The sequence below is a fragment of the Paludibacterium sp. B53371 genome (assembly GCF_018802765.1).
GTDB lineage: Bacteria > Pseudomonadota > Gammaproteobacteria > Burkholderiales > Chromobacteriaceae > Paludibacterium.
In genome coordinates, this window is record NZ_CP069163.1 from 2,292,058 (window position 1) to 2,311,116 (window position 19,059).

The following is a 19,059-nucleotide window of genomic DNA, read 5'->3' on the forward strand; positions in this document are numbered from 1 at the left end:
CGCAGGCCAGTTGGCGCGGCAGGGGCCGGAAACAAAAACACCCCGCCATCGGGCGGGGTGTCGTCATCGGCCGTCAGCCTCAGGCTGGCTGGGTCGGGATGGCGTGCTGCAGCTCGGTCATCTGGTTCTTGTCATCGACAAAGACCAGACGCGGGCGCAGCCCGGCGAGTTCATGCTCCTCGTACTGGGCAAAGGTGGCGATGATCAGCAGGTCGCCCACCGCCGCACGACGCGCCGCCGAGCCATTGACCGAAATGATGCCGGAGCCGCGCTCGGCCTTGATGGCGTAAGTGGCAAAGCGCTCGCCGTTGGTGACATTCCAGATCTGGATCTCTTCGAATTCGCGGATGTCGGCGGCTTCGAGCAGGTTTTCGTCAATGGCGCAGGATCCGATGTAGTGCAGTTCGGAATGCGTGGCGGTGACGCGGTGCAGCTTGGATTTCAGCATGGTACGTTGCATAGGGCTCTCCTTCAGGCGCGGCGCACGTCGATATTGTCGATCAGGCGGGTCTTGCCCAGGCGGGCAGCGACCAGCACCACAACGTGTTTCTCACCGGCATGGGCAATTTCCAGGGTATCGGCCTGACGGACCTCGACATAGTCGACCTGCCAGCCATGGGCTTCCAGATCCTGTCTGGCACGGCATTCCATGTCGGCATAGTCATGGTCGCCGGCCAGCAGGCGATCACGGATTTGTGTCAGGTTGCGATACAGGCGCGGGGCCTCGGCACGTTCTTCCGCGCTCAGATAGCCATTGCGCGAGGACAGCGCCAGTCCGTCCGCCGCACGGCCGGTATCGACGCCGACAATCTCGATGTCCACATCCAGATCCGCCACCATGGCGCGGATCACGTGCAGTTGCTGGAAGTCCTTCTTGCCGAAGCAGGCGACATCCGGCTTGACGATATTGAACAGCTTGGTCACCACCGTGGCCACGCCACGGAAATGCCCGGGACGGAATGCCCCGCACAGCTCATTCTGGATATGCGGCGGCTCGACGTTGAAGTCCTGCTTCACGCGCGGGTAGAGCTCGTGCTCATCGGGGAAAAACAGCACATCGACGCCGGCGTCGATCAGCTTCTGGCAATCGGCCTCGAAGGTACGCGGATAGGCACCAAAATCCTCACCCTGACCGAACTGCAGCCGGTTGACGAAGATGCTGACCACCACTTTCGGCGCCTGGCGATGTGCTTCGCTCACCAGCGCCAGATGCCCTTCATGCAGATTACCCATGGTCGGAACAAATGCCACCCGGCCAGCCGTCTTGCGCCAGGCGCGCATGTCGGCGATCGTGCGGATGATTTCCATTTTTATGTCAGTCCTTTCAGAAGCAATGTTCGGGCGCCGGGAAACTCTGATCTTTCACCGCACGCACATAGGCGGCGACAGCGTCCTGAATGCTGTCGGCCCCCTGGAGGAAATTCTTGACGAAGCGGGCCTTCTTGCCCGGATAGACGCCCAGCATGTCATGCAGCACCAGCACCTGGCCCCCGACGTCGACGCCGGCACCGATACCGATGGTCGGTACGGGCACGGCCTGGCTGATGCGGCCGGCCAGTTCGGCCGGCACACACTCCATCAGCACCAGACTGGCGCCCGCTTCGGCCAGGGAGGTGGCATCGTGCAGGATGCGCTCGGCATCGGACTCGCTCTTGCCCTGGACGCGATAACCGCCAAAGGCATTGACGAACTGGGGCGTCAGGCCGATGTGCGAGCACACCGGAATACCGCGCTCCACCAGGAAGCGGGTGGTCTCCGCCATGAAGGCGCCGCCTTCCAGCTTGACCATATGCGCGCCGGCCTGGATCAGCCGTGCCGAGCTGGCAAACGCCTGCTGTGGCGATTCCTGGTAGCTGCCGAACGGCAGGTCGGCCAGAATCAGGGCCCGCTTGGCACCGCGCGCCACACAGCGTGTGTGGTAGACCATGTCGTCCAGGCTCACCGGCAGGGTTGAATCGTTGGCCTGCACGACCATGCCGAGCGAGTCGCCGATCAACAGAATATCGACGCCGGCCTCATCCAGCAGGGTGGCAAAGCTGGCGTCGTAGCAAGTCAGCATGGCGATCTTCTGACCTTCCTGTGCCATCTTGCCCAACGTGCTCACAGTCATTTTCATGCCCATCATCCTCGTGGCGTCGGAACTCAGACGCTTTTATTGAAGTAGCTGCGTTGTCCGCGCATCTCGTTGATGCAGCGCAACAATAAATCAAAATCTTCCTGATTATCAATCAGATTCAGGTGGTCGGTATTGACGATCAACAGCGGTGCCGCCTCGTAGTCATAGAAGAACTGGCTATAGGCCTCATGCACTCGCTTGATGTAGCCATCGGGGAAGCTGGCCTGCTCGCGTGCCGCCAGCCGGCTGTTCAGTGTGTCCGGCGAGGCCTCGAGATAGATCACCAGATCGGGTACCGGATGTTCGACCTGCAGGGCGGCCGCCAGACGGCGGTACAGCGCCAGCTCGTCGCGATCCAGATTGATGCCGGCAAACAGGTCATCGCGCTCGAACATGAAGTCGGCCACCCGCGGCTGATTCATCAGTTCGCCATGCTGCATCTGGGCCGCGATTTCACGCCGCGCCAGCATGAAGCTGAGCTGCGCCGACAGGGCATGGTGCTGGAACTGGCTGTAGAAGCGCGGCAGGAAGGGGTTTTCCTCCGGACGCTCGGCCACCAGCTGCATGCCCCAGTGATCGGCCAGGCGTCGGGCCAGCGTTGATTTGCCGGCACCGATCGGGCCTTCCACCACCACGTAGCGTTTGGTATTCATTCAGGTCTCTCGTTGTCGTCGGCCGGCAGGCGTTCAATGCCCTCCGGCACAAGGCGTGCCGCCAGTTCGCCGACCAGACCATGGGCGCCCAGCGACAAATCGGCCGCCAGTTCCGCCAGCGGCAGCAGGACGAAGGCACGTTCATGCATGCGCGGATGCGGCAGGGTCAGCTCGGTCGTCTCGAGGGTAGTGCCGGCCATCCACAGCAGATCCAGATCCAGGATGCGTGGTGCGTTGCGGAAGCTGCGAACCCGACCGAAGCCGGCCTCGATGTCCAGCAGGGCATGCAGCAGGTCAAGCGGGGTCAGTTCGGTGTCGAGTTCAGCGACGGCATTGATGAAATCAGGCTGGTCGAGGTAGCCGACCGGTGCGGTACGATACAGTGCGGAGGTCTGCAACAGCCGGGTCGCCGGCAACAAGGCAAGGGCCGCAAAGGCGGCCCTGATCTGTTGTGCCGGGTCCTGCAGATTGCTCCCCAGCGCGACAAAGGCACGCGTCATGCATCGCTCTCCGGCGTGCCCCCGCCGGCACCGGGTTTGCGGCGACGGCGCGGACGACGCTTTCGCGGTGCACGGGCTTCGGCAGTATCACCGACCTTGGCTTCGTTCATCAGCGCTTCACGTTCTTCGGCATCACCGTGCTGGAACTCGGACCACCAGGTCACCAGACTGCGCGGCACTTCACCGGCCTCCGCACGCAGCGCCAGGAAGTCATAGGCGGCACGGAAGCGCGGTTGTTCGAGGAAGCGATAGGGACGCTGGCCGATGCGGCTGTCGAAGCGCGACTGCAGGGTCCAGATCTCACGCATGGTCACGCTGTAGCGCCGTGGAATCGCCAGGGCTTCATCCTGCTCGCCTTCCACCTCGCCGATGGCATGCAGCAGCGCCGGCAAGGCACGCTCGCCGCGTTCCTGCAGCGACTGCCAGCGCTGATTCACCTGACGCCACAGCAGTGTGGCCAGCAGGAAACCGACCGAGATCGGCTTGTCTTCACGAATGCGGGCATCGGTGCTGGCCAGGGCCAGCTTGAGGAAGCGGTGATCATCGCTCTCGTCGCCGAGTACGGCGTCCAGCAGCGGGAAGGCCCCGTGGGACAGTCCTTCGTCACGCAATTTCATCAGACAGGCATAGGCATGTCCCGACATCAGCAGCTTGAGCATTTCGTCGAACAGACGGGCGGCCGGTTCGCGCTTGAGCAGGTGGGCATGCGAACGGATCGGCTTTTGCGTGTGCTCGTCGATCTCGAACCCCAGCTTGGCGGCGAGACGCACGGCGCGCAGCATGCGTACCGGATCTTCCTGATAACGCTTGGCCGGCTGGCCGATCATCACCAGCTTGCGGGCCTTGAGGTCCTTGACGCCGTGCTGGTAGTCGATGATGGTTTCGGTCGACGGATCATAGAACAGGGCATTGACGGTGAAGTCGCGCCGGTGCGCGTCCTCTTCCTGGCTGCCGTAGCTGTTGTCGGCCATGATGCGGCCGGTTTCATTGGTGTCGTTGATGCTGCCGCCGCGGAAGGTGGTCACCTCGATGGTTTCCGGCCCCATCATCACGTGCACGATGCGGAAGCGGCGGCCGATGATGCGGGAACGACGGAAACAATGATGGACCTGCTCGGGCGTGGCATTGGTCGCGACGTCAAAGTCTTTCGGGACGACGCCGAGCAGCAGATCGCGCACGGCCCCGCCGACCACGAAGGCGGCATAGCCGTCTTCCTGCAGACGTGTGGTGACCTTGAGCGCAGCGCGACTGATTTGCTCGCGGCGAACGCCATGCTGCGCCAGCGGAATCACACGCGGGCGGGCCCGACCTTTGCCCAGGCCTGCGGGCAGTTCGAGCATTTTTCGGAAAAGCTTGCGGATCATGAGGGATAGGTTTTGTTGGGTGGATGCGCCGGGGCGTCAATCTCAAGTGCCGGATTATAGCCTGATTCCGATCCGAATAAATACCCGTTTTGTCTTTATCCGATCTCCATTTCCGGGCTTGACAGTAAGATGCTGCCGTCGGATGATGGAACAGCGCCGATTTGAAACAGCTTGCGGGCGCGGTAAAAATGCCAGCTAAAGCGTCTGAAACGGATCAACACCCGCTTCGCGTCATGGCAAAGCGGGTTTTGTTTTGGGCGGTTATCCCGCCGTTTTGCATGACACACATGTAGTTTTGGCCTCCTGACCGGGGCCGGCGCCGAGTTAATCGACAACTTGCAGGGCGCTTGAAAATCCTGCTAAAGCGTCGCCTGGCAGTCGTGGCCGGGCGCGCAAGCCCCTGAACCGACTGGAGAACTGACCATGTATGACTGCCAGACCGACTCTTGCACCGATTTTTCTTTTGCTTTTTTTGATGCCGTGGGATGCGCTAGACCCCTTGCAGGAACCCTGACCGCCACGCCGGCGACCCCTGACGACGCCGCGAGTCTCTCCGACCTGTCCACATATGCCAATGGTCTTGGCTATCGCAGCGACCTGGCGGCAGACTCGGTGATCGTGCATGGCATCAGCCTGGCCGATGCGCTGGCACTGAACGCCCGGTTTGCCGAACAGCTGATCATCAGTTGCGACCTGCGGCGTGACCCGCCGGTCCGCTTCGGCTGAGCGCGCTCTCCCGGCAACCCGGCCTCATCCCGGCCGGGCTCGGGTATAATCACCGTTTACCCTGATTGCCGCGACATGCTCTTCGAACTGAACCGTACCCCCCCTGCCCGCCTGCTGGCCGATGCCGGCCAGATCATTCATCTGGCGCTGCCGATGATGATCGCCCAGACGGCACAGGTGGCCACCGGTTTTGTCGATGCCGCCATGTCCGGCCATGTCAGCACCGACGATCTGGCGGCCGTATCGATCGGCTCGAGCATTTTCATCACCTGCTACGTCACGCTGATGGGGCTGGTCACCGCACTCAACCCCATCCTCTCGCACATGCTGGGTGCCGGCCAGCAGGAGGAGATCGGCGAAACCGGCCGTCAGGGCATGTGGTTCGGCCTGTTCATCGGCCTGGCCGGCATGGCGCTGATGCTGGCGATTCAGCCCCTGCTGCGCCCGATCCTGCACATGCCCCCCCAGGTCGAAGACAAGACCATGCTGTTCATTACCGGGACAGCGGTGGCCATGCCGGCCGCCATGGTGCATCGTGCCGTGCACGCCTTTGCCGCCAGCCTGAACCGCCCGCGGCCGATCATGCTGATGAGCATTGCCGCCCTGCTGCTCAACATCCCGCTGAATTACATCCTGATCCACGGCCTGTTCGGCATGCCGCGCCTGGGCGGCGCCGGCTGCGGCTGGGCCACGGCCATGGCATTCTGGTTCAATGCCATCGGCCTGTTGGCCTATGTGGCCTGCAGTCGCCATTTCCGCCCCTATGGCCTGACCAGCCGGTTTTCGCCGCCCTCGCTGCGCGCCTTCCGCGACTTTCTGCACCTCGGCATCCCGATCAGCCTGTCTTTCTTTGTCGAGATCAGCCTGTTTGCCTTCATTGCCCTGCTGATCGCCCCGCTGGGCACCCTGACAGTCGCCAGTCACCAGGCGGCGATGAATTTCTCCAGCATCATCTACATGGTGCCGCAAAGCATCAGCAACGCCCTGACCGTACTCATCGGACAGCAGGTCGGTGCCGGCGATGCCCGCGCCGCCAGGCGCATTACCGGCGTCGGCCTGCTGCTTGGTCTGGCCTGTGCCCTGCTGATCATGCTGGCGATCTTCCTCTGGCGCAGCGACATCATCCGGCTCTATACCGACGATCCGCGCCTGATCGCCATGGGGGCCTCCCTGCTGCTGTTCGCTGCCGTCTATCAACTGACCGACTCGACCCAGACGATTGCGTCGGGCGCCTTGCGCGGCTACAAACTGACCCGCATCCCGATGGCGATTCACATTTGCGCCTTCTGGGGAGTCGGCCTGGGCCTGGGCATCCTGCTCGGCCTGACCAGCTGGCTGACGGCACGGCCGCTGGGCGTGTACGGATTCTGGACGGCACTGGTGATCAGCCTGAGTGCCGCCGCCGTTTTTCTGATTGTCTATCTGGCGCGGCAAAGCCGTTTGCACCTTGCCGGCGCCACCGGGGAGTAAGACGTGAGCCTGTCGTTCACCGACAACGCGCCGCTGAAGGCGCTCAACACTTTCGGCATGGATGTCCGTGCCCGACACTTCCTGCGACTGAGCGCGCTGGAGGATCTGCCCGCCCTGCTGGCCAGCGAACCCTACCGCCGGGGACCGGTGCTGTGGCTGGGCGGAGGCAGCAACCTGCTGTTCACCCGCGACCATCCCGGGCTGGTGGTCCAGGTGGCGCTGAGCGGGCGCCACGAGCTCGACAGCGATGACGAGACCGTGCTGGTCGAAGCGGCTGCCGGCGAAAACTGGCATGAATGGGTGCAGTACACCCTGCAGCAGGGCTGGTACGGACTGGAAAATCTCAGCCTGATTCCCGGCTCGGTCGGCGCCTGCCCGGTGCAGAACATCGGCGCCTACGGTGTCGAGGTGCGCGAGCGCATTCACGAGGTGGTATGCGCCGATCTGCAGGACGGGGGACGAACCGTGGTGCTGAGCAATGCCGAGTGCGCCTTCGGCTACCGCGACAGCCTGTTCAAGCATCAGGCCGCCGGCCGCTATCTGATCTGCGCCGTACGCTTCCGCCTGTCGCGCCGCCCGCAAATCCGTGCCGCCTATGGCGATATCGAGCGCGAGTTGCAACAACTGGCCAGCTGGCCCCACCCGACGCCGGCCGACGTCAGTCAGGCTGTGGTCAGCATTCGTTCAGCCAAGCTGCCGAATCCGCTGGTGCTGGGCAATGCCGGCAGCTTCTTCAAGAACCCGGTGGTGCCTGAGGCCCTGGCCGATCAGCTGGCAGCACAGTACCCGCGCCTGCCGCGTTACCCGGCAGCCAATGGCCAGTGCAAACTGGCCGCCGGCTGGCTGATCGAACAGGCAGGCTTCAAGGGATACCGCCAGGGAGATGCCGGCGTACATGAACGTCAGGCGCTGGTACTGGTCAATCATGGCTCGGCCAGCGGCAGCGAGATTCGCGCCCTGGCACAGCGCATCCAGGATGAGGTCGAGCAGCGCTTCGGCGTCCGCCTGGAGCCCGAGCCGGTGATCATCTGACACGAAAAGGGAAAAGGCATGGAAATCGATGTTTTGCTGTTTGATCTGGGCGGCGTCCTGGTGAAATGGGATGGCACCACCCCGCTGGTCGAGCTGACCGGGGGCAGGCTCGACCGCGAAGCCGCCCGCCAGTTCTGGCTGACCTCTCCCTGGGTTGGCAAGCAGGACCTCGGGCAGTGCTCGGTCGAGGCATTCGCCGATGGCGCGATTGCTGAGCTGCAGCTGGACATGACGCGCGAAGCCTTTATCGAGGCCTATCTCGGCTGGGTCAGCGGCACCTTCCCCGGCACCCATGACCTGCTGGACAGCCTGAAGGGGCGTTATCGCCTGGCGACCCTGACCAACAACAATGCGGCGCATTTCGACCGCATTGCCCGCGAGCTGGATCTCGGCAAATATTTCGACGACATTTTCGCCTCGCACGAGATCCACATGAAAAAGCCGGATGCCGAGGTCTACCAGTACGTCACCGAACAGCTCGGCGTGGCGCCACAGCGCATTGCTTTCTTCGACGACAATATCGAGTGCATCCTCCCGGCCCGCGCCATCGGCTGGCAGGCCTTCCATACGGTCGGTCTGGCACAGGTCAGGCAGGCACTGGCATCCCTCGGGATACGCTGAATCCGGCTAGCCCCGAGCGGCCAGCACGAACAGGGCCACCACACAGGCAAAACCGCACAGCCAGCACAACGAGCGGGCCGTGGGCAGATTGCGCAGATAGCACAGCCCGTGCCCGACTCGAGCCAGCAGGAAAAGCCCCGCCAGCAGATCCAGCCGCGCCACCGGCACCTTCATGACAAAAGCAACGATCATCGCCGCAGCATAGGGCGAAAATGCCTCCCAGGCATTTTGCTGAGCCCAGTTGGCGCGCTGACGGTGGCCGCTGGCCCGGGCCAGCACCTCGCGCGGCCGACTGTTGTCATAAGGCGCGCCCGCCTTGGCCACACCGGCCCAGATCAGCGGCAGCACGGCGGCAATCAGAATACTCCACAAGGCAAAAGGCATCTTGGTTCTCCGCGGGGCATCAAGGCCCCGAATAGCGATCATTCAAATAACGGGCGTCCTCAAAGGTCAACACCCATTGCGGCCGGTAGACAATCAGAATCGCCATCATCAGGCCGGTGGTAAACGCCTCGGACCAGGCCAGCAGCAGATAGTAGGGCAAGGCCTCATCGAACAGCATGCCCCAGGGATAGGCAGCGGCAGCCCCCAGCACCAGCACGCTCGCCAGTCCGGCCAGCGCCATGCCCACCCCGCCGGCCAGAAAAGCATTCAGGAACAGATAAACAAAATAGTTGGCCGGCAGCAGCCGCTGCGTCAGGCGCAGCCCCAGCCAGCTGGCGCCAATGGGCAGCACGCCACAGCAAAGCCAGACCAGCCCGAGCGATGCCCAATCCCCGCCTGTGGCCAGCACAGCGACCACGATCACCAGGGCGGAGGCCAGCAGCGCCAGTGACGGCCCCATCATCAGTCCGAGCAGGGTCATGCCAAGCAAGTGGTAGCTGAGTCCGGGCAGATAGTCGTCCCGCAGGGTCCACATCACCATTACCAGCACGCAAGCACCCAGCCAGGCATTGGCCTGCGCCGCAGGGATGCGCCGCCAGGCCACGCGGCGTACCCGCCCTGCCAGCACCAGCAGCGCCAGCAGGTTCAGGCCAAGCAGCCATGGCAGTGGGAACAATCCGGCAGGAAAACTCATCAGGACACCAGCAAAAATGATTTGTTTATCATAAGCGATTCATCGAGCAGTGACACCCATGAAATCCGGGCTTTCGGTACAATAGCGCTTTTGCAATCAGGACGAGTGATGGCTACCCTGCCCCCCCTGCATCTCATATCTGCGGATGTCTGCCGCGCACTGAGCGAAGACATCGGCATGGCCGACTGGACGGCCCAGCTGATCGCCGCCCCGACCACGGGCAGCGCTACCGTCATCGCACGCGAGTCGGCCATCCTGTGCGGCAGCGCCTGGTTTGACGAGTGTTTTCGCCAGTTGGACCCGGCTGTCCGGGTCGAGTGGCTCGCCGCCGAAGGAGAACGGGTCACGGCGGGGCAGACCCTGTGTCGTCTGCAGGGGCCGGCACGTGCCCTGCTCAGTGGCGAACGCTCGGCGCTGAATTTCCTGCAGACCCTGTCGGCCGTGGCCAGCTGCACCCGACAGTATGTCGATGCCGTGGCCGGTACCCGCGCGCGGATTCTGGACACACGCAAAACCCTGCCCGGCTTGCGCCTGGCGCAGAAATACGCGGTGACGGTCGGTGGCGGCTGCAACCAGCGCATTGGCCTGTTTGACGGCATTCTGATCAAGGAAAACCACATCATGGCGGCCGGCGGGGTGGCCGAAGCGCTGCGGGCCGCACAGCAGCTGGCACCGGCTCACGTGACGGTTCAGATCGAGGTAGAAACGCTGGCGCAGCTGCAGCAGGCTCTGGCAGCAGGCGCACGCCTGGTGCTGCTGGACAATATGAGCCACCAGACCATGCGCGAAGCCGTGGTCTTGGCGGCGGGACAGGCGGAGCTGGAGGCCTCGGGCGGGGTCGATCTGCAGACGGTGCGCGCCATCGCAGAAACCGGCGTCGACCGGATTTCCATCGGCAAACTGACCAAGGATGTCCAGGCCATCGATTTGTCGATGCGCTTTCAGTCCTGAGCGGACAGGCCAGCCATCTCGGACTGGCCTGCCCCCGCTTACCGGCATGGTATACACTGAACTACTGCTTAGCTTGAGTGGCATACCATGGAAAAAGCCGCCGCGCGCGCTCTCCCGGCTGCATTCGGCATCAAACTGGCCAGTACGCTGTTCCTGCTGTCCTTTCTGTTCCTGCTCGGCTTTGACCTGGCCCGCGACCAGTATCGCCGGGAACAGGAGGCCGTTCAGCGGATCACCTCGGCCAGCGAGCGTCTGACCAGCCAGATCAGCGACACCTTGCGTGATGTCGATCTGGTCTTTGATGCACTGGCCGACAATCCGCTGGTGCTGCAGCAACTCGACCGGCAGGTACTGTCCGGCAGCGAGCACACCATGCTGCAGCATGCCCTGGACGCCGGCATCGAACACATCGCCTATCTGTCGCAGATCCGCATCGTCGACCAACACTGCAATGTGGTGTTCTCCAGCCCGGGCGGTGCCCCCGTCTCGCTGCAACCCTCCTCGGCCTGTCTGTGGCTGCATGGGCCGAAACGCCCCAATGACACCCATTTCACGGCGGCCAGCCTGCGTGGCAATACCGGGGTGATCGTGCACGCCCAGGGCATTTACGATCAGCGACACCAGTTACTCGGCATGATCATGGCCGACATCAGTGAAACCTCGCTGCAGCCGCTGTTTGCCGACATGGGCATCGGTGAGTACGGCGAGGTGCGCATTCAGGACCGCCAGCGGCAGTTGGCTGCCTTCTGGCCCAACGATCCGGCGATGCGGCTCAAACCCCTGCCGCAGAATGATGCCAGACAGCCGATTCTGCGCGAGAACAAGCAGCAGCTGTATGAGGCCCCCTCCCCGCGTGACAACCAGCCGCGCCTGTACAGTGAGCGCTCACTCGACAATTACCCGCTGATCATCACCGTGGGCATGACGCGTCATCACGAGCGCGGCGACCTGATCTGGCAGTTGGCCACCTACACCATGGCCTGGGGCATGCTGGCCATGCTGGTCATGTGGGCGACGCGGCGACAATTGCGCCACCTGCGCATCCGGGAGCAATTGCTGAGCTGCAGCGAAGCCCTGCATGAGAGCGAGGCACGCTGGCGCGACATTCTGTCCTCACTGCCCGTGGCGGTGCTGCTGGTGGACATTGACGACGAACGGATTTTCTATGCCAATGCCGCGGCCCGGCACATGCTGGCGCTGGGCGGAGAAGACAGTGACTGGCATGGCGCCGAGCCCGGCAGTCCGGCCCCCCAGTTGCATATCAGCCCCCTGGCAGAATGGTTGCGTCAGGGGCATCTGGCACATCAGCAGGAAGTCGAGATCCGGCTGGAAACCGGCTGCAAACGACTGGTCCGGGTCAGCATGCACAATCTGCGGCTGCAGCAAAAATTGCGCTGCATGATGGTGCTGGAGGATCGCACCAGCTATCAGGATCTGACGGCATCGCTCGCGGACAGCCGACAACGGATTGAAGAGATGGCCCGCACCGACATGCTGACCCGGCTGGTCAATCGCAAGACCGCCGAGCAGAGCCTGATCTACGAAATGAATCGCTGCCAGCGCTATGGTCTGCCGCTGACCATTGCGCTGTTCGGCATCGACCAGTTCCGCGCCTTCAACGAGCAATATGGCCGCCTGGCCGGTGACAATGTACTGATTGCGGTGGCCAACGAGCTGCTCGACAGCACGCGTTCAACCGATATCTGCGCCCGGATCGCCGGTGAGGAGTTCATGGTGATCTTTACAAACACGCCGATGAAGTATGCCCATCGGGTGATGGAACGCATTCGCAGCAAGATCGCCACCACCATTTTTCCGTTTGCCGAACACAGCATCACGTTCAGTGGCGGCATGACCAGCTGGCGCCTGGGCGACAGGCTGGATGACATTACCCGGCGTGCCGACAAGCTGATGCAGCAGGCCAAGGCCGACGGGGTCAATGGCCTGCTGTGCGACGAGGAGACGGACTGAGGATTCAGGCGTAGGGCGGATCGTTGAGGGTCAGCGCCAGCAGGCGCAGCATGGCGGCGGTTGCGCCCCAGATAAAGCGATCCTGCCAGGTGAGTGACAGATAGTAACCCTGCAGGCCGTCGCGCTCGAAAGCATGGCGCTGGTATTGATCCAGTGCCAGAGCGGGAGCCAGAGGGACCTCGAAGATTTCGGCCACCTCCCCCGGGTCTGCCTGCAGACGCATTGCCGGATCAACCAGTGCCACCACCGGTGTCACGGCAAACCGGGTAATGGTGACAAAACGCGGCAAAGTGCCCAGGACCTGCACATGCCGGCGCGCCAGACCAATTTCCTCTTCGGCCTCGCGCAGGGCGGCCTCGACCGGGCCGGCATCCTGCGCTTCCAGCTTGCCACCGGGAAAGCTGATCTGCCCCGGGTGGGTCGGCAGGTGCTCACTGCGGCGCGTCAGCAGCACCGTCGGCCCCGCCTCGTGCCAGACCAGACCGATCAGCACCGCTGCCGGACAGACCTGCTCAAAGGCATGACGCGGCGGCATGGCTTCGCGCCAGCTGTCATCCGGTCCATGTGCCAGCCGCGCGCCGATCCATTCGGCCGCCGCCTGCCTGTCACTCGGCAACATGTTTATTCCTTGTCTCCCACCACCCCGATCTTCGGCAGGGTCATATCGCCCCAGTGCCCGATCAGGCGGATCGCCAGACCGATAGCAAAGAGCAATTGCAAGCTCAGATAATTGACATACACCAGCTGATCCAGCACATACAGGCCGCCGGCCACCAGAATCGATACCGTGCCATAGAAGTCTTCATGCAGGATGAACGGGATGTCATTGACCATCATGTCCCGCACCACCCCGCCGCCGACTGCCGTGATGAAACCGAGCAGGACCACGCCAAAGGCGTTGAGGTCATACATCAGGCCAACTTGCGCGCCGGTAATGCTGAAGGCGACCAGCCCGAGCGAGTCGGCCACGATGAAGGCACGATAGAAGGTCTGGCTCTCGCGTTTGTGCAGCCCGGTCATCCACGACAGTAGCAGGGTGATCGAAATGATCACCACGTTGGTGTAATCGTAGAACACCACCGGCACCCGGTGAACCAGAACATCGCGAATAATCCCGCCGCCGATACCAGTCAGCAGGGCCACAATCAGGATGCCGAGCAGATCAAGACGCTTTTTCACCCCGACCAGATAGCCGGAAAAGGCAAAAGCGACCGTACCAATGGCGGAGATCCACTCCATTAAATTCAAGCGAGATGCAATATCCATTTTCTTATTCGTCTGACAGCGGTGACAGCGGGATGAAAAAACGCCAGGTAGCGACCTGGCGTTGACAATGATGTTTTCCTGCCTCAGCGACGCATCGAGTCGAAGAAGGCAGAGTTGGATTTGGTGGCGCGGATCTTGTCCTGCAGAAACTCCATCGCGTCCAGATCATCCATCGGGTAGAGCAGCTTGCGCAGCACCCAGATGCGTTGCAGCTTTTCCTGCGGAATCAGCAGCTCTTCGCGGCGAGTACCCGAACGGTTGATGTTGAGCGCCGGGAAAATCCGTTTTTCCGCCATCCGGCGGTCGAGGTGGATTTCCATGTTGCCGGTACCCTTGAATTCTTCGTAGATCACGTCATCCATGCGCGAGCCGGTATCGATCAGGGCCGTGGCAATGATGGTCAGCGAACCACCCTCTTCGATATTGCGCGCCGCACCGAAGAAGCGCTTCGGACGCTGCAGGGCATTGGCGTCGACACCGCCGGTCAGCACCTTGCCGGAAGCCGGCACCACGGTGTTGTAGGCACGCGCCAGACGGGTGATGGAGTCCAGCAGGATGACCACGTCCTTCTTGTGCTCGACCAGGCGTTTGGCCTTTTCGATGACCATTTCGGCCACTTGCACGTGACGGGTGGCGGGTTCGTCGAAGGTGGAGGAGACCACTTCGCCACGCACCGAGCGTTGCATTTCGGTCACTTCTTCCGGACGTTCGTCGATCAGCAGCACGATCAGTTCGACTTCGGGGTGATTGGCCGTGATGGCATGCGCAATATGTTGCAGCATCACGGTCTTGCCGGACTTGGGCGGCGCCACCAGCAGACCGCGCTGACCCTTGCCGATCGGGGCGATCAGATCAATGATGCGGCCGGTGAAGTTTTCTTCGGCACGAATATCACGTTCCAGATGCAGCGGCTCGGTCGGGAACAGCGGCGTCAGGTTTTCGAACAGGATCTTGTGCTTGGAGTTTTCCGGGGCATCGTGGTTGACCTTGTCAACCTTCACCAGGGCGAAGTAGCGTTCGCCATCTTTCGGCGTGCGGATCTCGCCTTCGATCGAATCGCCGGTATGCAGATTGAAACGGCGAATCTGACTCGGGCTGACATAAATGTCATCGGGGCCGGCCAGATACGAGGTGTCAGGGCTGCGCAGGAAACCGAATCCGTCCGGCAGTACCTCCAGCGTCCCCTCGCCATAAATGCTTTCGCCCTTTTTGGCCTGGTTTTTCAAAAGCGCGAAGATCAGATCTTGCTTGCGCAACCGGTTGGCACCGTCGATCTCATTGGCAATAGCCATTTCGACGAGCTGGGTAACAGGAAGGTGTTTCAGGTCAGATAAATGCATAGCAGCCGGTTTCGACTCGAGTACGATTGGCGAGAGGGATGTTTGTTCTTCAAGAGGTGTGGACAGCAGATACGACACGGGCGACTTCCGCCGCCCGCTTAAGAATTCAGTCGAGAATAAACACTTTAAATGTGGCTGTCAACAAAAGCCGTCAGCTGGCCTTTGGCCAGTGCGCCGACCTTGGTGGCCACCACATTGCCGTCCTTGAAGATCATCAGGGTCGGAATGCCGCGGATGCCGAATTTCGGCGGGGTCTGCTCGTTCTGGTCGATGTTGAGCTTGACCACCTTCAGGCGGCCCTGATACTCCTTGGCCACGTCTTCGAGGATCGGCGCGATCATCTTGCACGGACCACACCATTCAGCCCAGTAGTCGACCAGTACCGGTACGTCGGCTTTCAGGACATCTTGTTCAAAGGAGTTGTCGGTCACATGCTGAATCAGGTCGCTCATGGTTGCTCTCTATTTATTAAGCTTGATCTCGGGATGTTAGCAAGCCAGCCAGCGCGCGGCAACCCTGGTCTGAGCAGGGTTGACACAAACCGGCATGGCCAATTTTTTGTCCTACAATTATGGTCTGCGTTTTCTGCCCGGCTTGGGTATAATGGCAGGCTATGTTTAGTTAGAAGGACTGACGATGGGTTTCCTGCAAGGAAAAAAAATTCTGATCACCGGCATGATCTCCAACCGATCCATCGCCTACGGCATCGCCCAGGCCTGTCATCGCGAGGGTGCGGAACTTGCCTTCACCTATGTCGTTGACAAGCTGGAAGACCGCGTGCGCGAAATGGCTGCCGAATTCGGCAGCAAGCTGGTCTATCGCTGCGACGTGCAGAACGATGCCGAAATCGAACAGCTGTTCGTCGATCTGGGCAAGGACTGGGACGGGCTGGACGGGCTGGTACATGCCATTGCCTTCGCACCGCGCGAAGCGCTCAACGGCGACTTCCTCGACTCGCTGTCGCGCGAAGCCTTCCAGATTGCCCACGACGTGTCGTCCTACAGCTTCCCGGCACTGGCCAAGGCCGCGCGCCCGATGATGCAGGGACGCAAGTCTGCCCTGCTGACGCTGTCGTATCTGGGTGCCATCCGTGCCATCCCCAACTACAACGTGATGGGTCTGGCCAAGGCCAGCCTGGAGGCCGGCGTCCGCTTCATGGCCAGCGCACTCGGTCGTGACGGCATCCGTGTCAACGGGATCTCCGCCGGTCCGATCAAGACGCTGGCGGCCTCGGGCATCAAGGACTTCTCCAAGCTGCTGAACCATGTCGCCGGCCAGTCCTCGCTGCGCCGCAACGTCACGACGGAAGAAGTCGGCAATGCCGCCGCCTTCCTGCTGTCCGACCTCGCCTCCGGCATCACCGGCGAGATCACCTATGTCGACGCCGGTTACAGCAATAATGCGCTGAACGTCCCGGAAGAAGACTGACCCTCCGGCACGCTCCGTCGCCAGCCCCACACCGCCAGCAGGCCGTGTGGGGTTTTGTTTTTCCACCCGCCGCACCGTTGATCTGCATCAAAAAACCATACCAGCACAATGGTTAATTTAGATTCAGAAATAATGTCATTCGGATAACGACCGTTAAACCAACAGGAGCGGACCATGGCACTGATTCAGCAACTTCTTTCGGACGATGTCGGCCTTCTCAGCCTGGTGACCATCGTGTTTGCCACCATCGTTGTCGTCGGCTGTGCCGGCATTCTGATCCGCAAATCCAAACAGACCGGACCGAAGTAAAGCCGCAGGACCTGCGGCCGCCCCGTGGCCACCTCAGCCCGCCACGCCGGAAAGGCAAGGCGGGCTGCTTGCCTAGTCAGCCTGCGTCAGTTGATAACCGAGCCGCGGAAAGTGCAGGTGCAAATGTCCGCCGGCGGGGGTCTCCACCGCCAGGGAGATGCGCTGTGCCGTCAATCCGCACAGCGCCCCATGGACGGCCTCCAGCGGATAGCCTTCCGGCATCACCGACACCGGCATCCCGACCTGCCAGCCTGGTTCGGAAACACCCCCGGCCTTCTCCGGCTGTGCCGACCACGCCAGATGAATCGCCTCCGCAGCGGAGAGTTCGGCATGCTCGCCATGACCGAACGCCGTCATGCGGCCGAACCAGGCCAGCAAAGGACCATCCTGCGGTGCCAGCTCGTTCAGCGCACCGATATTATTCAGGAACCACAGCGGATGGTAGACGCCAAAATCGCCGCCGGACGGCAGCGCGCCGGCAAAGAAAGACTGTCCGGTCAGCAGCGCATCCAGCCAGGCCAGCATCGGGCGCAGCTGTGCCGTCACCTGCGGCAGGTCGGCCACCAGGGTCTGGCGCGAGAAATCATATTGCCGGTGCATCGCCGCGCGATCATCCAGCATGAACTGCGGAATCTGCTCGGCGTGCCGCCCCATGACCAGACGCACAGTCAGCCAGAACAACTCGATATCCACCCAGTGGCTCAACACTTCGGCCAGGGCGCGACCATGCGGCGTCGGCTGCGCAGACTGGGGGAAACGACGCTCAATTTCGTCGGCGATCAGTGCTGAATCACAATAGATATCGGCACCGATCTGCAGCACCGGCGCGCGCCGGTAGCCATGTGTCAGCTGCATCAGGTCCGGCTTGGGCAACACTGGCGGCATCGCCACCGACAACCATGGCAGCTGACGCTGCCCCAGCATCAGACGGATTTTTTCCGAGTAGGGGGAAGCGGCATAGTGATGCAGAATCAGGGCGGGCTTCATACGCGGGCCGCCTGCAGGATCTGACGCGCCAAATCCGGCGTGACATGACCGCCCTCACCCAGCCGGGTCATGCCGTGGGCCTGCAGCTGGCTGACCACCTGCTCGATCGCCTCCTCACCCAGACCATAGTCGGACAGGCGCGTCGGCAAGCCCATGCGCTCGAAGAAATCGCGCGTCAGCGCGATAGCCTGTTCGATACGCTGCGCCTCCGGGCCCTCGTGCAGCTGCCAGACTCGCTCGGCATACTGCAGCAACTTGGCTCGCTTGCTGTCCCGGCGCAGCGACAGACTGGCCGGCAACACCAGCGCCAGGGTGCGGGCATGATCGATCTCAAAAAGCGCGGTCAGCTCATGGCCGATCATGTGCGTCGACCAGTCATGGGTCACGCCGGCCCCCACGATGCCGTTCAGTGCCAGCGTGGCGACCCACATCAGATTGGCACGCACCTCGTAGTCCAGCGGGTTGGCCTGTACTTGCGGCCCCAGTTCGATCAGCGACTGCAACAGCCCCTCGGCAAAGCGATCCTGTGCCAGCGCCTGCCCCGGTACGGTCAAATACTGTTCGGCAACATGCACGAAGGCATCCACCACCCCGTTGGCCACTTGCCGTTCCGGTACGGTGAAGGTCTTTTGCGGATCCAGAATCGAAAAACGCGGAAACAGCAGCGGATTGCGGAACGGCAGCTTGGCGTGCGTGGCGGCATGGGTCACGACCCCGCCGCTATTCATTTCCGAACCGGTAGCCGCCAGGGTCAGGACCGTCCCCAGAGGCAGGGCCTGGCGGATATTGCCGCCGCGCTGCTTCAGAATGTCCAGCGCATCGCCCTCAAACAGGGCGGCGGCGGCCACAAATTTACTGCCATCAATCACCGAGCCACCGCCCACCGCCAGCAGAAAATCCAGTTGCTGCGTCTTGATCAGGTCAACGGCACGCATCAGGGTCTCAAAATGCGGATTTGGCTCAATGCCGCCGAACTCCTGCACCACGTGGCCGGCCAGGGCCTCGCGCACCTGCGCCAGCGTGCCGGTCTTTTCGGCACTGCTGCCGCCATAGAGCACCAGCACACGGGCACCAGCCGGCACCAGCTCGGCCAGACGGCCGATAGTGTCACGGCCAAAGACAATGCGGGTGGGATTGTAATAGTCAAAATTCTGCATACGAACTCCTGAGTGGACTGGTCGTCTTGATACCAAAGAATGGCGCCATGCTACGCTCAATTAGACCGGTCGTCTACAAAGAAATCCGAC

The 19,059-nt window shown here is 62.1% G+C and carries 22 protein-coding genes; 8 read left to right on the forward strand and 14 right to left on the reverse strand.

Annotated elements, in window-relative coordinates; genetic code table 11:
- Window positions 1-79: 79 nt before the first annotated feature.
- The 6 genes from panD to pcnB are packed head-to-tail and all read right to left on the reverse strand — an operon-like array spanning window position 80 to window position 4,633.
- Window positions 80-460 (reverse strand): aspartate 1-decarboxylase, encoded by a 381-nt coding sequence (gene panD / locus JNO51_RS10995; protein ID WP_215777008.1) that lies wholly within the window; start codon window positions 458-460, stop codon window positions 80-82.
- 11 nt (window positions 461-471) lie between these two features.
- A complete protein-coding gene (panC, locus tag JNO51_RS11000; RefSeq protein ID WP_215777010.1) occupies window positions 472-1,308 on the reverse strand; it encodes a pantoate--beta-alanine ligase in 837 nt (278 codons plus the stop codon).
- A 16-nt stretch (window positions 1,309-1,324) separates the two neighbouring features.
- Window positions 1,325-2,116 carry a 3-methyl-2-oxobutanoate hydroxymethyltransferase gene (gene panB / locus JNO51_RS11005; RefSeq protein WP_215777013.1) on the reverse strand — a complete coding sequence of 264 codons (792 nt, stop codon included), beginning with the start codon at window positions 2,114-2,116 and terminating at the stop codon, window positions 1,325-1,327.
- Window positions 2,117-2,142: 26 nt separating this feature from the next.
- Window positions 2,143-2,769 (reverse strand): deoxynucleoside kinase, encoded by a 627-nt coding sequence (locus tag JNO51_RS11010; RefSeq protein WP_215777016.1) that lies wholly within the window; start codon window positions 2,767-2,769, stop codon window positions 2,143-2,145.
- Complete coding sequence (gene folK, locus JNO51_RS11015; protein ID WP_215777019.1) at window positions 2,766-3,269, reverse strand: 2-amino-4-hydroxy-6-hydroxymethyldihydropteridine diphosphokinase; 504 nt, start codon at window positions 3,267-3,269, stop codon at window positions 2,766-2,768. Before folK ends, JNO51_RS11010 begins: the two co-directional genes overlap by 4 nt.
- Window positions 3,266-4,633: a polynucleotide adenylyltransferase PcnB gene (pcnB, locus tag JNO51_RS11020; RefSeq protein WP_215777022.1), complete on the reverse strand. Its 1,368-nt coding sequence runs from the start codon at window positions 4,631-4,633 to the stop codon at window positions 3,266-3,268. Before pcnB ends, folK begins: the two co-directional genes overlap by 4 nt.
- Window positions 4,634-5,056: 423 nt before the next feature.
- On the opposite strand from pcnB, the gene JNO51_RS11025 reads away from it, so the two are divergent.
- The 4 genes from JNO51_RS11025 (at window position 5,057) to JNO51_RS11040 (ending at window position 8,482) form a co-directional block, all read left to right on the forward strand.
- Window positions 5,057-5,359: a hypothetical protein gene (locus JNO51_RS11025; protein ID WP_215777025.1), complete on the forward strand. Its 303-nt coding sequence runs from the start codon at window positions 5,057-5,059 to the stop codon at window positions 5,357-5,359.
- A gap of 75 nt (window positions 5,360-5,434) precedes the next feature.
- Window positions 5,435-6,829: an MATE family efflux transporter gene (locus JNO51_RS11030; protein WP_215777028.1), complete on the forward strand. Its 1,395-nt coding sequence runs from the start codon at window positions 5,435-5,437 to the stop codon at window positions 6,827-6,829.
- A 3-nt stretch (window positions 6,830-6,832) separates the two neighbouring features.
- Window positions 6,833-7,861: a UDP-N-acetylmuramate dehydrogenase gene (murB, locus tag JNO51_RS11035; protein ID WP_215777031.1), complete on the forward strand. Its 1,029-nt coding sequence runs from the start codon at window positions 6,833-6,835 to the stop codon at window positions 7,859-7,861.
- 18 nt (window positions 7,862-7,879) lie between these two features.
- Window positions 7,880-8,482 carry an HAD family hydrolase gene (locus JNO51_RS11040; protein ID WP_215777035.1) on the forward strand — a complete coding sequence of 201 codons (603 nt, stop codon included), beginning with the start codon at window positions 7,880-7,882 and terminating at the stop codon, window positions 8,480-8,482.
- A 6-nt stretch (window positions 8,483-8,488) separates the two neighbouring features.
- On the opposite strand, the gene JNO51_RS11045 is transcribed toward JNO51_RS11040, so the two are convergent.
- Together JNO51_RS11045 and JNO51_RS11050 are read right to left on the reverse strand one after the other, a co-directional pair.
- A complete protein-coding gene (locus JNO51_RS11045) occupies window positions 8,489-8,866 on the reverse strand; it encodes an MAPEG family protein (RefSeq protein WP_215777038.1) in 378 nt (125 codons plus the stop codon).
- A gap of 19 nt (window positions 8,867-8,885) precedes the next feature.
- The gene (locus tag JNO51_RS11050; protein WP_215777042.1) at window positions 8,886-9,560 is read right to left on the reverse strand and encodes an energy-coupling factor ABC transporter permease; all 675 of its coding nucleotides are present in this window, start codon (window positions 9,558-9,560) and stop codon (window positions 8,886-8,888) included.
- Window positions 9,561-9,668: 108 nt separating this feature from the next.
- Between JNO51_RS11050 and nadC the strand changes: the two genes are divergently transcribed.
- Together nadC and JNO51_RS11060 are read left to right on the forward strand one after the other, a co-directional pair.
- Window positions 9,669-10,511, forward strand: coding sequence for a carboxylating nicotinate-nucleotide diphosphorylase (nadC, locus tag JNO51_RS11055; protein WP_215777046.1), 843 nt, complete (start codon window positions 9,669-9,671; stop codon window positions 10,509-10,511).
- A gap of 87 nt (window positions 10,512-10,598) precedes the next feature.
- Window positions 10,599-12,482 carry a diguanylate cyclase domain-containing protein gene (locus tag JNO51_RS11060; protein ID WP_215777049.1) on the forward strand — a complete coding sequence of 628 codons (1,884 nt, stop codon included), beginning with the start codon at window positions 10,599-10,601 and terminating at the stop codon, window positions 12,480-12,482.
- A 4-nt stretch (window positions 12,483-12,486) separates the two neighbouring features.
- On the opposite strand, the gene JNO51_RS11065 is transcribed toward JNO51_RS11060, so the two are convergent.
- The 4 genes from JNO51_RS11065 to trxA all read right to left on the reverse strand — a co-directional run bounded on the left by JNO51_RS11065 (window position 12,487) and on the right by trxA (window position 15,540).
- Window positions 12,487-13,101: a CoA pyrophosphatase gene (locus tag JNO51_RS11065; RefSeq protein WP_215777052.1), complete on the reverse strand. Its 615-nt coding sequence runs from the start codon at window positions 13,099-13,101 to the stop codon at window positions 12,487-12,489.
- Between the two features lie 2 nt (window positions 13,102-13,103).
- A complete protein-coding gene (locus JNO51_RS11070; protein WP_252346065.1) occupies window positions 13,104-13,748 on the reverse strand; it encodes a trimeric intracellular cation channel family protein in 645 nt (214 codons plus the stop codon).
- Window positions 13,749-13,831: 83 nt separating this feature from the next.
- A complete protein-coding gene (gene rho, locus JNO51_RS11075) occupies window positions 13,832-15,088 on the reverse strand; it encodes a transcription termination factor Rho (protein ID WP_215777055.1) in 1,257 nt (418 codons plus the stop codon).
- A gap of 125 nt (window positions 15,089-15,213) precedes the next feature.
- A complete protein-coding gene (gene trxA, locus JNO51_RS11080) occupies window positions 15,214-15,540 on the reverse strand; it encodes a thioredoxin TrxA (RefSeq protein WP_215777058.1) in 327 nt (108 codons plus the stop codon).
- A 184-nt stretch (window positions 15,541-15,724) separates the two neighbouring features.
- On the opposite strand from trxA, the gene fabI reads away from it, so the two are divergent.
- Both fabI and JNO51_RS11090 read left to right on the forward strand, forming a co-directional pair.
- On the forward strand, window positions 15,725-16,516 hold the full coding sequence (gene fabI / locus JNO51_RS11085; RefSeq protein WP_215777061.1) for an enoyl-ACP reductase FabI: 792 nt from the start codon (window positions 15,725-15,727) through the stop codon (window positions 16,514-16,516).
- Between the two features lie 174 nt (window positions 16,517-16,690).
- Window positions 16,691-16,825 (forward strand): DUF3149 domain-containing protein, encoded by a 135-nt coding sequence (locus JNO51_RS11090; protein ID WP_215777064.1) that lies wholly within the window; start codon window positions 16,691-16,693, stop codon window positions 16,823-16,825.
- Window positions 16,826-16,897: 72 nt separating this feature from the next.
- On the opposite strand, the gene JNO51_RS11095 is transcribed toward JNO51_RS11090, so the two are convergent.
- Complete coding sequence (locus JNO51_RS11095; protein ID WP_215777069.1) at window positions 16,898-17,812, reverse strand: glutathione S-transferase family protein; 915 nt, start codon at window positions 17,810-17,812, stop codon at window positions 16,898-16,900.
- Window positions 17,809-18,969 (reverse strand): iron-containing alcohol dehydrogenase, encoded by a 1,161-nt coding sequence (locus JNO51_RS11100; protein ID WP_215777077.1) that lies wholly within the window; start codon window positions 18,967-18,969, stop codon window positions 17,809-17,811. Before JNO51_RS11100 ends, JNO51_RS11095 begins: the two co-directional genes overlap by 4 nt.
- Between the last annotated feature and the right edge of the window lie 90 nt (window positions 18,970-19,059).

What these genes read in the sequence shown, in the direction of transcription:
- JNO51_RS11040 (WP_215777035.1), top strand. Translation starts at nt 7,880, where the DNA reads ATGGAAATCGATGTTTTGCTGTTTGATCTGGGCGGCGTCCTGGTGAAA.
- JNO51_RS11090 (WP_215777064.1), top strand. Translation starts at nt 16,691, where the DNA reads ATGGCACTGATTCAGCAACTTCTTTCGGACGATGTCGGCCTTCTCAGC.
- rho (WP_215777055.1), bottom strand. Translation starts at nt 15,088, where the DNA reads ATGCATTTATCTGACCTGAAACACCTTCCTGTTACCCAGCTCGTCGAA.
- panB (WP_215777013.1), bottom strand. Translation starts at nt 2,116, where the DNA reads ATGAAAATGACTGTGAGCACGTTGGGCAAGATGGCACAGGAAGGTCAG.
- JNO51_RS11010 (WP_215777016.1), bottom strand. Translation starts at nt 2,769, where the DNA reads ATGAATACCAAACGCTACGTGGTGGTGGAAGGCCCGATCGGTGCCGGC.
- JNO51_RS11030 (WP_215777028.1), top strand. Translation starts at nt 5,435, where the DNA reads ATGCTCTTCGAACTGAACCGTACCCCCCCTGCCCGCCTGCTGGCCGAT.
- trxA (WP_215777058.1), bottom strand. Translation starts at nt 15,540, where the DNA reads ATGAGCGACCTGATTCAGCATGTGACCGACAACTCCTTTGAACAAGAT.
- JNO51_RS11050 (WP_215777042.1), bottom strand. Translation starts at nt 9,560, where the DNA reads ATGAGTTTTCCTGCCGGATTGTTCCCACTGCCATGGCTGCTTGGCCTG.
- JNO51_RS11070 (WP_252346065.1), bottom strand. Translation starts at nt 13,748, where the DNA reads ATGGATATTGCATCTCGCTTGAATTTAATGGAGTGGATCTCCGCCATT.
- nadC (WP_215777046.1), top strand. Translation starts at nt 9,669, where the DNA reads ATGGCTACCCTGCCCCCCCTGCATCTCATATCTGCGGATGTCTGCCGC.
- JNO51_RS11060 (WP_215777049.1), top strand. Translation starts at nt 10,599, where the DNA reads ATGGAAAAAGCCGCCGCGCGCGCTCTCCCGGCTGCATTCGGCATCAAA.
- fabI (WP_215777061.1), top strand. Translation starts at nt 15,725, where the DNA reads ATGGGTTTCCTGCAAGGAAAAAAAATTCTGATCACCGGCATGATCTCC.
- JNO51_RS11095 (WP_215777069.1), bottom strand. Translation starts at nt 17,812, where the DNA reads ATGAAGCCCGCCCTGATTCTGCATCACTATGCCGCTTCCCCCTACTCG.
- pcnB (WP_215777022.1), bottom strand. Translation starts at nt 4,633, where the DNA reads ATGATCCGCAAGCTTTTCCGAAAAATGCTCGAACTGCCCGCAGGCCTG.
- folK (WP_215777019.1), bottom strand. Translation starts at nt 3,269, where the DNA reads ATGACGCGTGCCTTTGTCGCGCTGGGGAGCAATCTGCAGGACCCGGCA.
- panC (WP_215777010.1), bottom strand. Translation starts at nt 1,308, where the DNA reads ATGGAAATCATCCGCACGATCGCCGACATGCGCGCCTGGCGCAAGACG.
- JNO51_RS11100 (WP_215777077.1), bottom strand. Translation starts at nt 18,969, where the DNA reads ATGCAGAATTTTGACTATTACAATCCCACCCGCATTGTCTTTGGCCGT.
- JNO51_RS11045 (WP_215777038.1), bottom strand. Translation starts at nt 8,866, where the DNA reads ATGCCTTTTGCCTTGTGGAGTATTCTGATTGCCGCCGTGCTGCCGCTG.
- panD (WP_215777008.1), bottom strand. Translation starts at nt 460, where the DNA reads ATGCAACGTACCATGCTGAAATCCAAGCTGCACCGCGTCACCGCCACG.
- JNO51_RS11025 (WP_215777025.1), top strand. Translation starts at nt 5,057, where the DNA reads ATGTATGACTGCCAGACCGACTCTTGCACCGATTTTTCTTTTGCTTTT.
- JNO51_RS11065 (WP_215777052.1), bottom strand. Translation starts at nt 13,101, where the DNA reads ATGTTGCCGAGTGACAGGCAGGCGGCGGCCGAATGGATCGGCGCGCGG.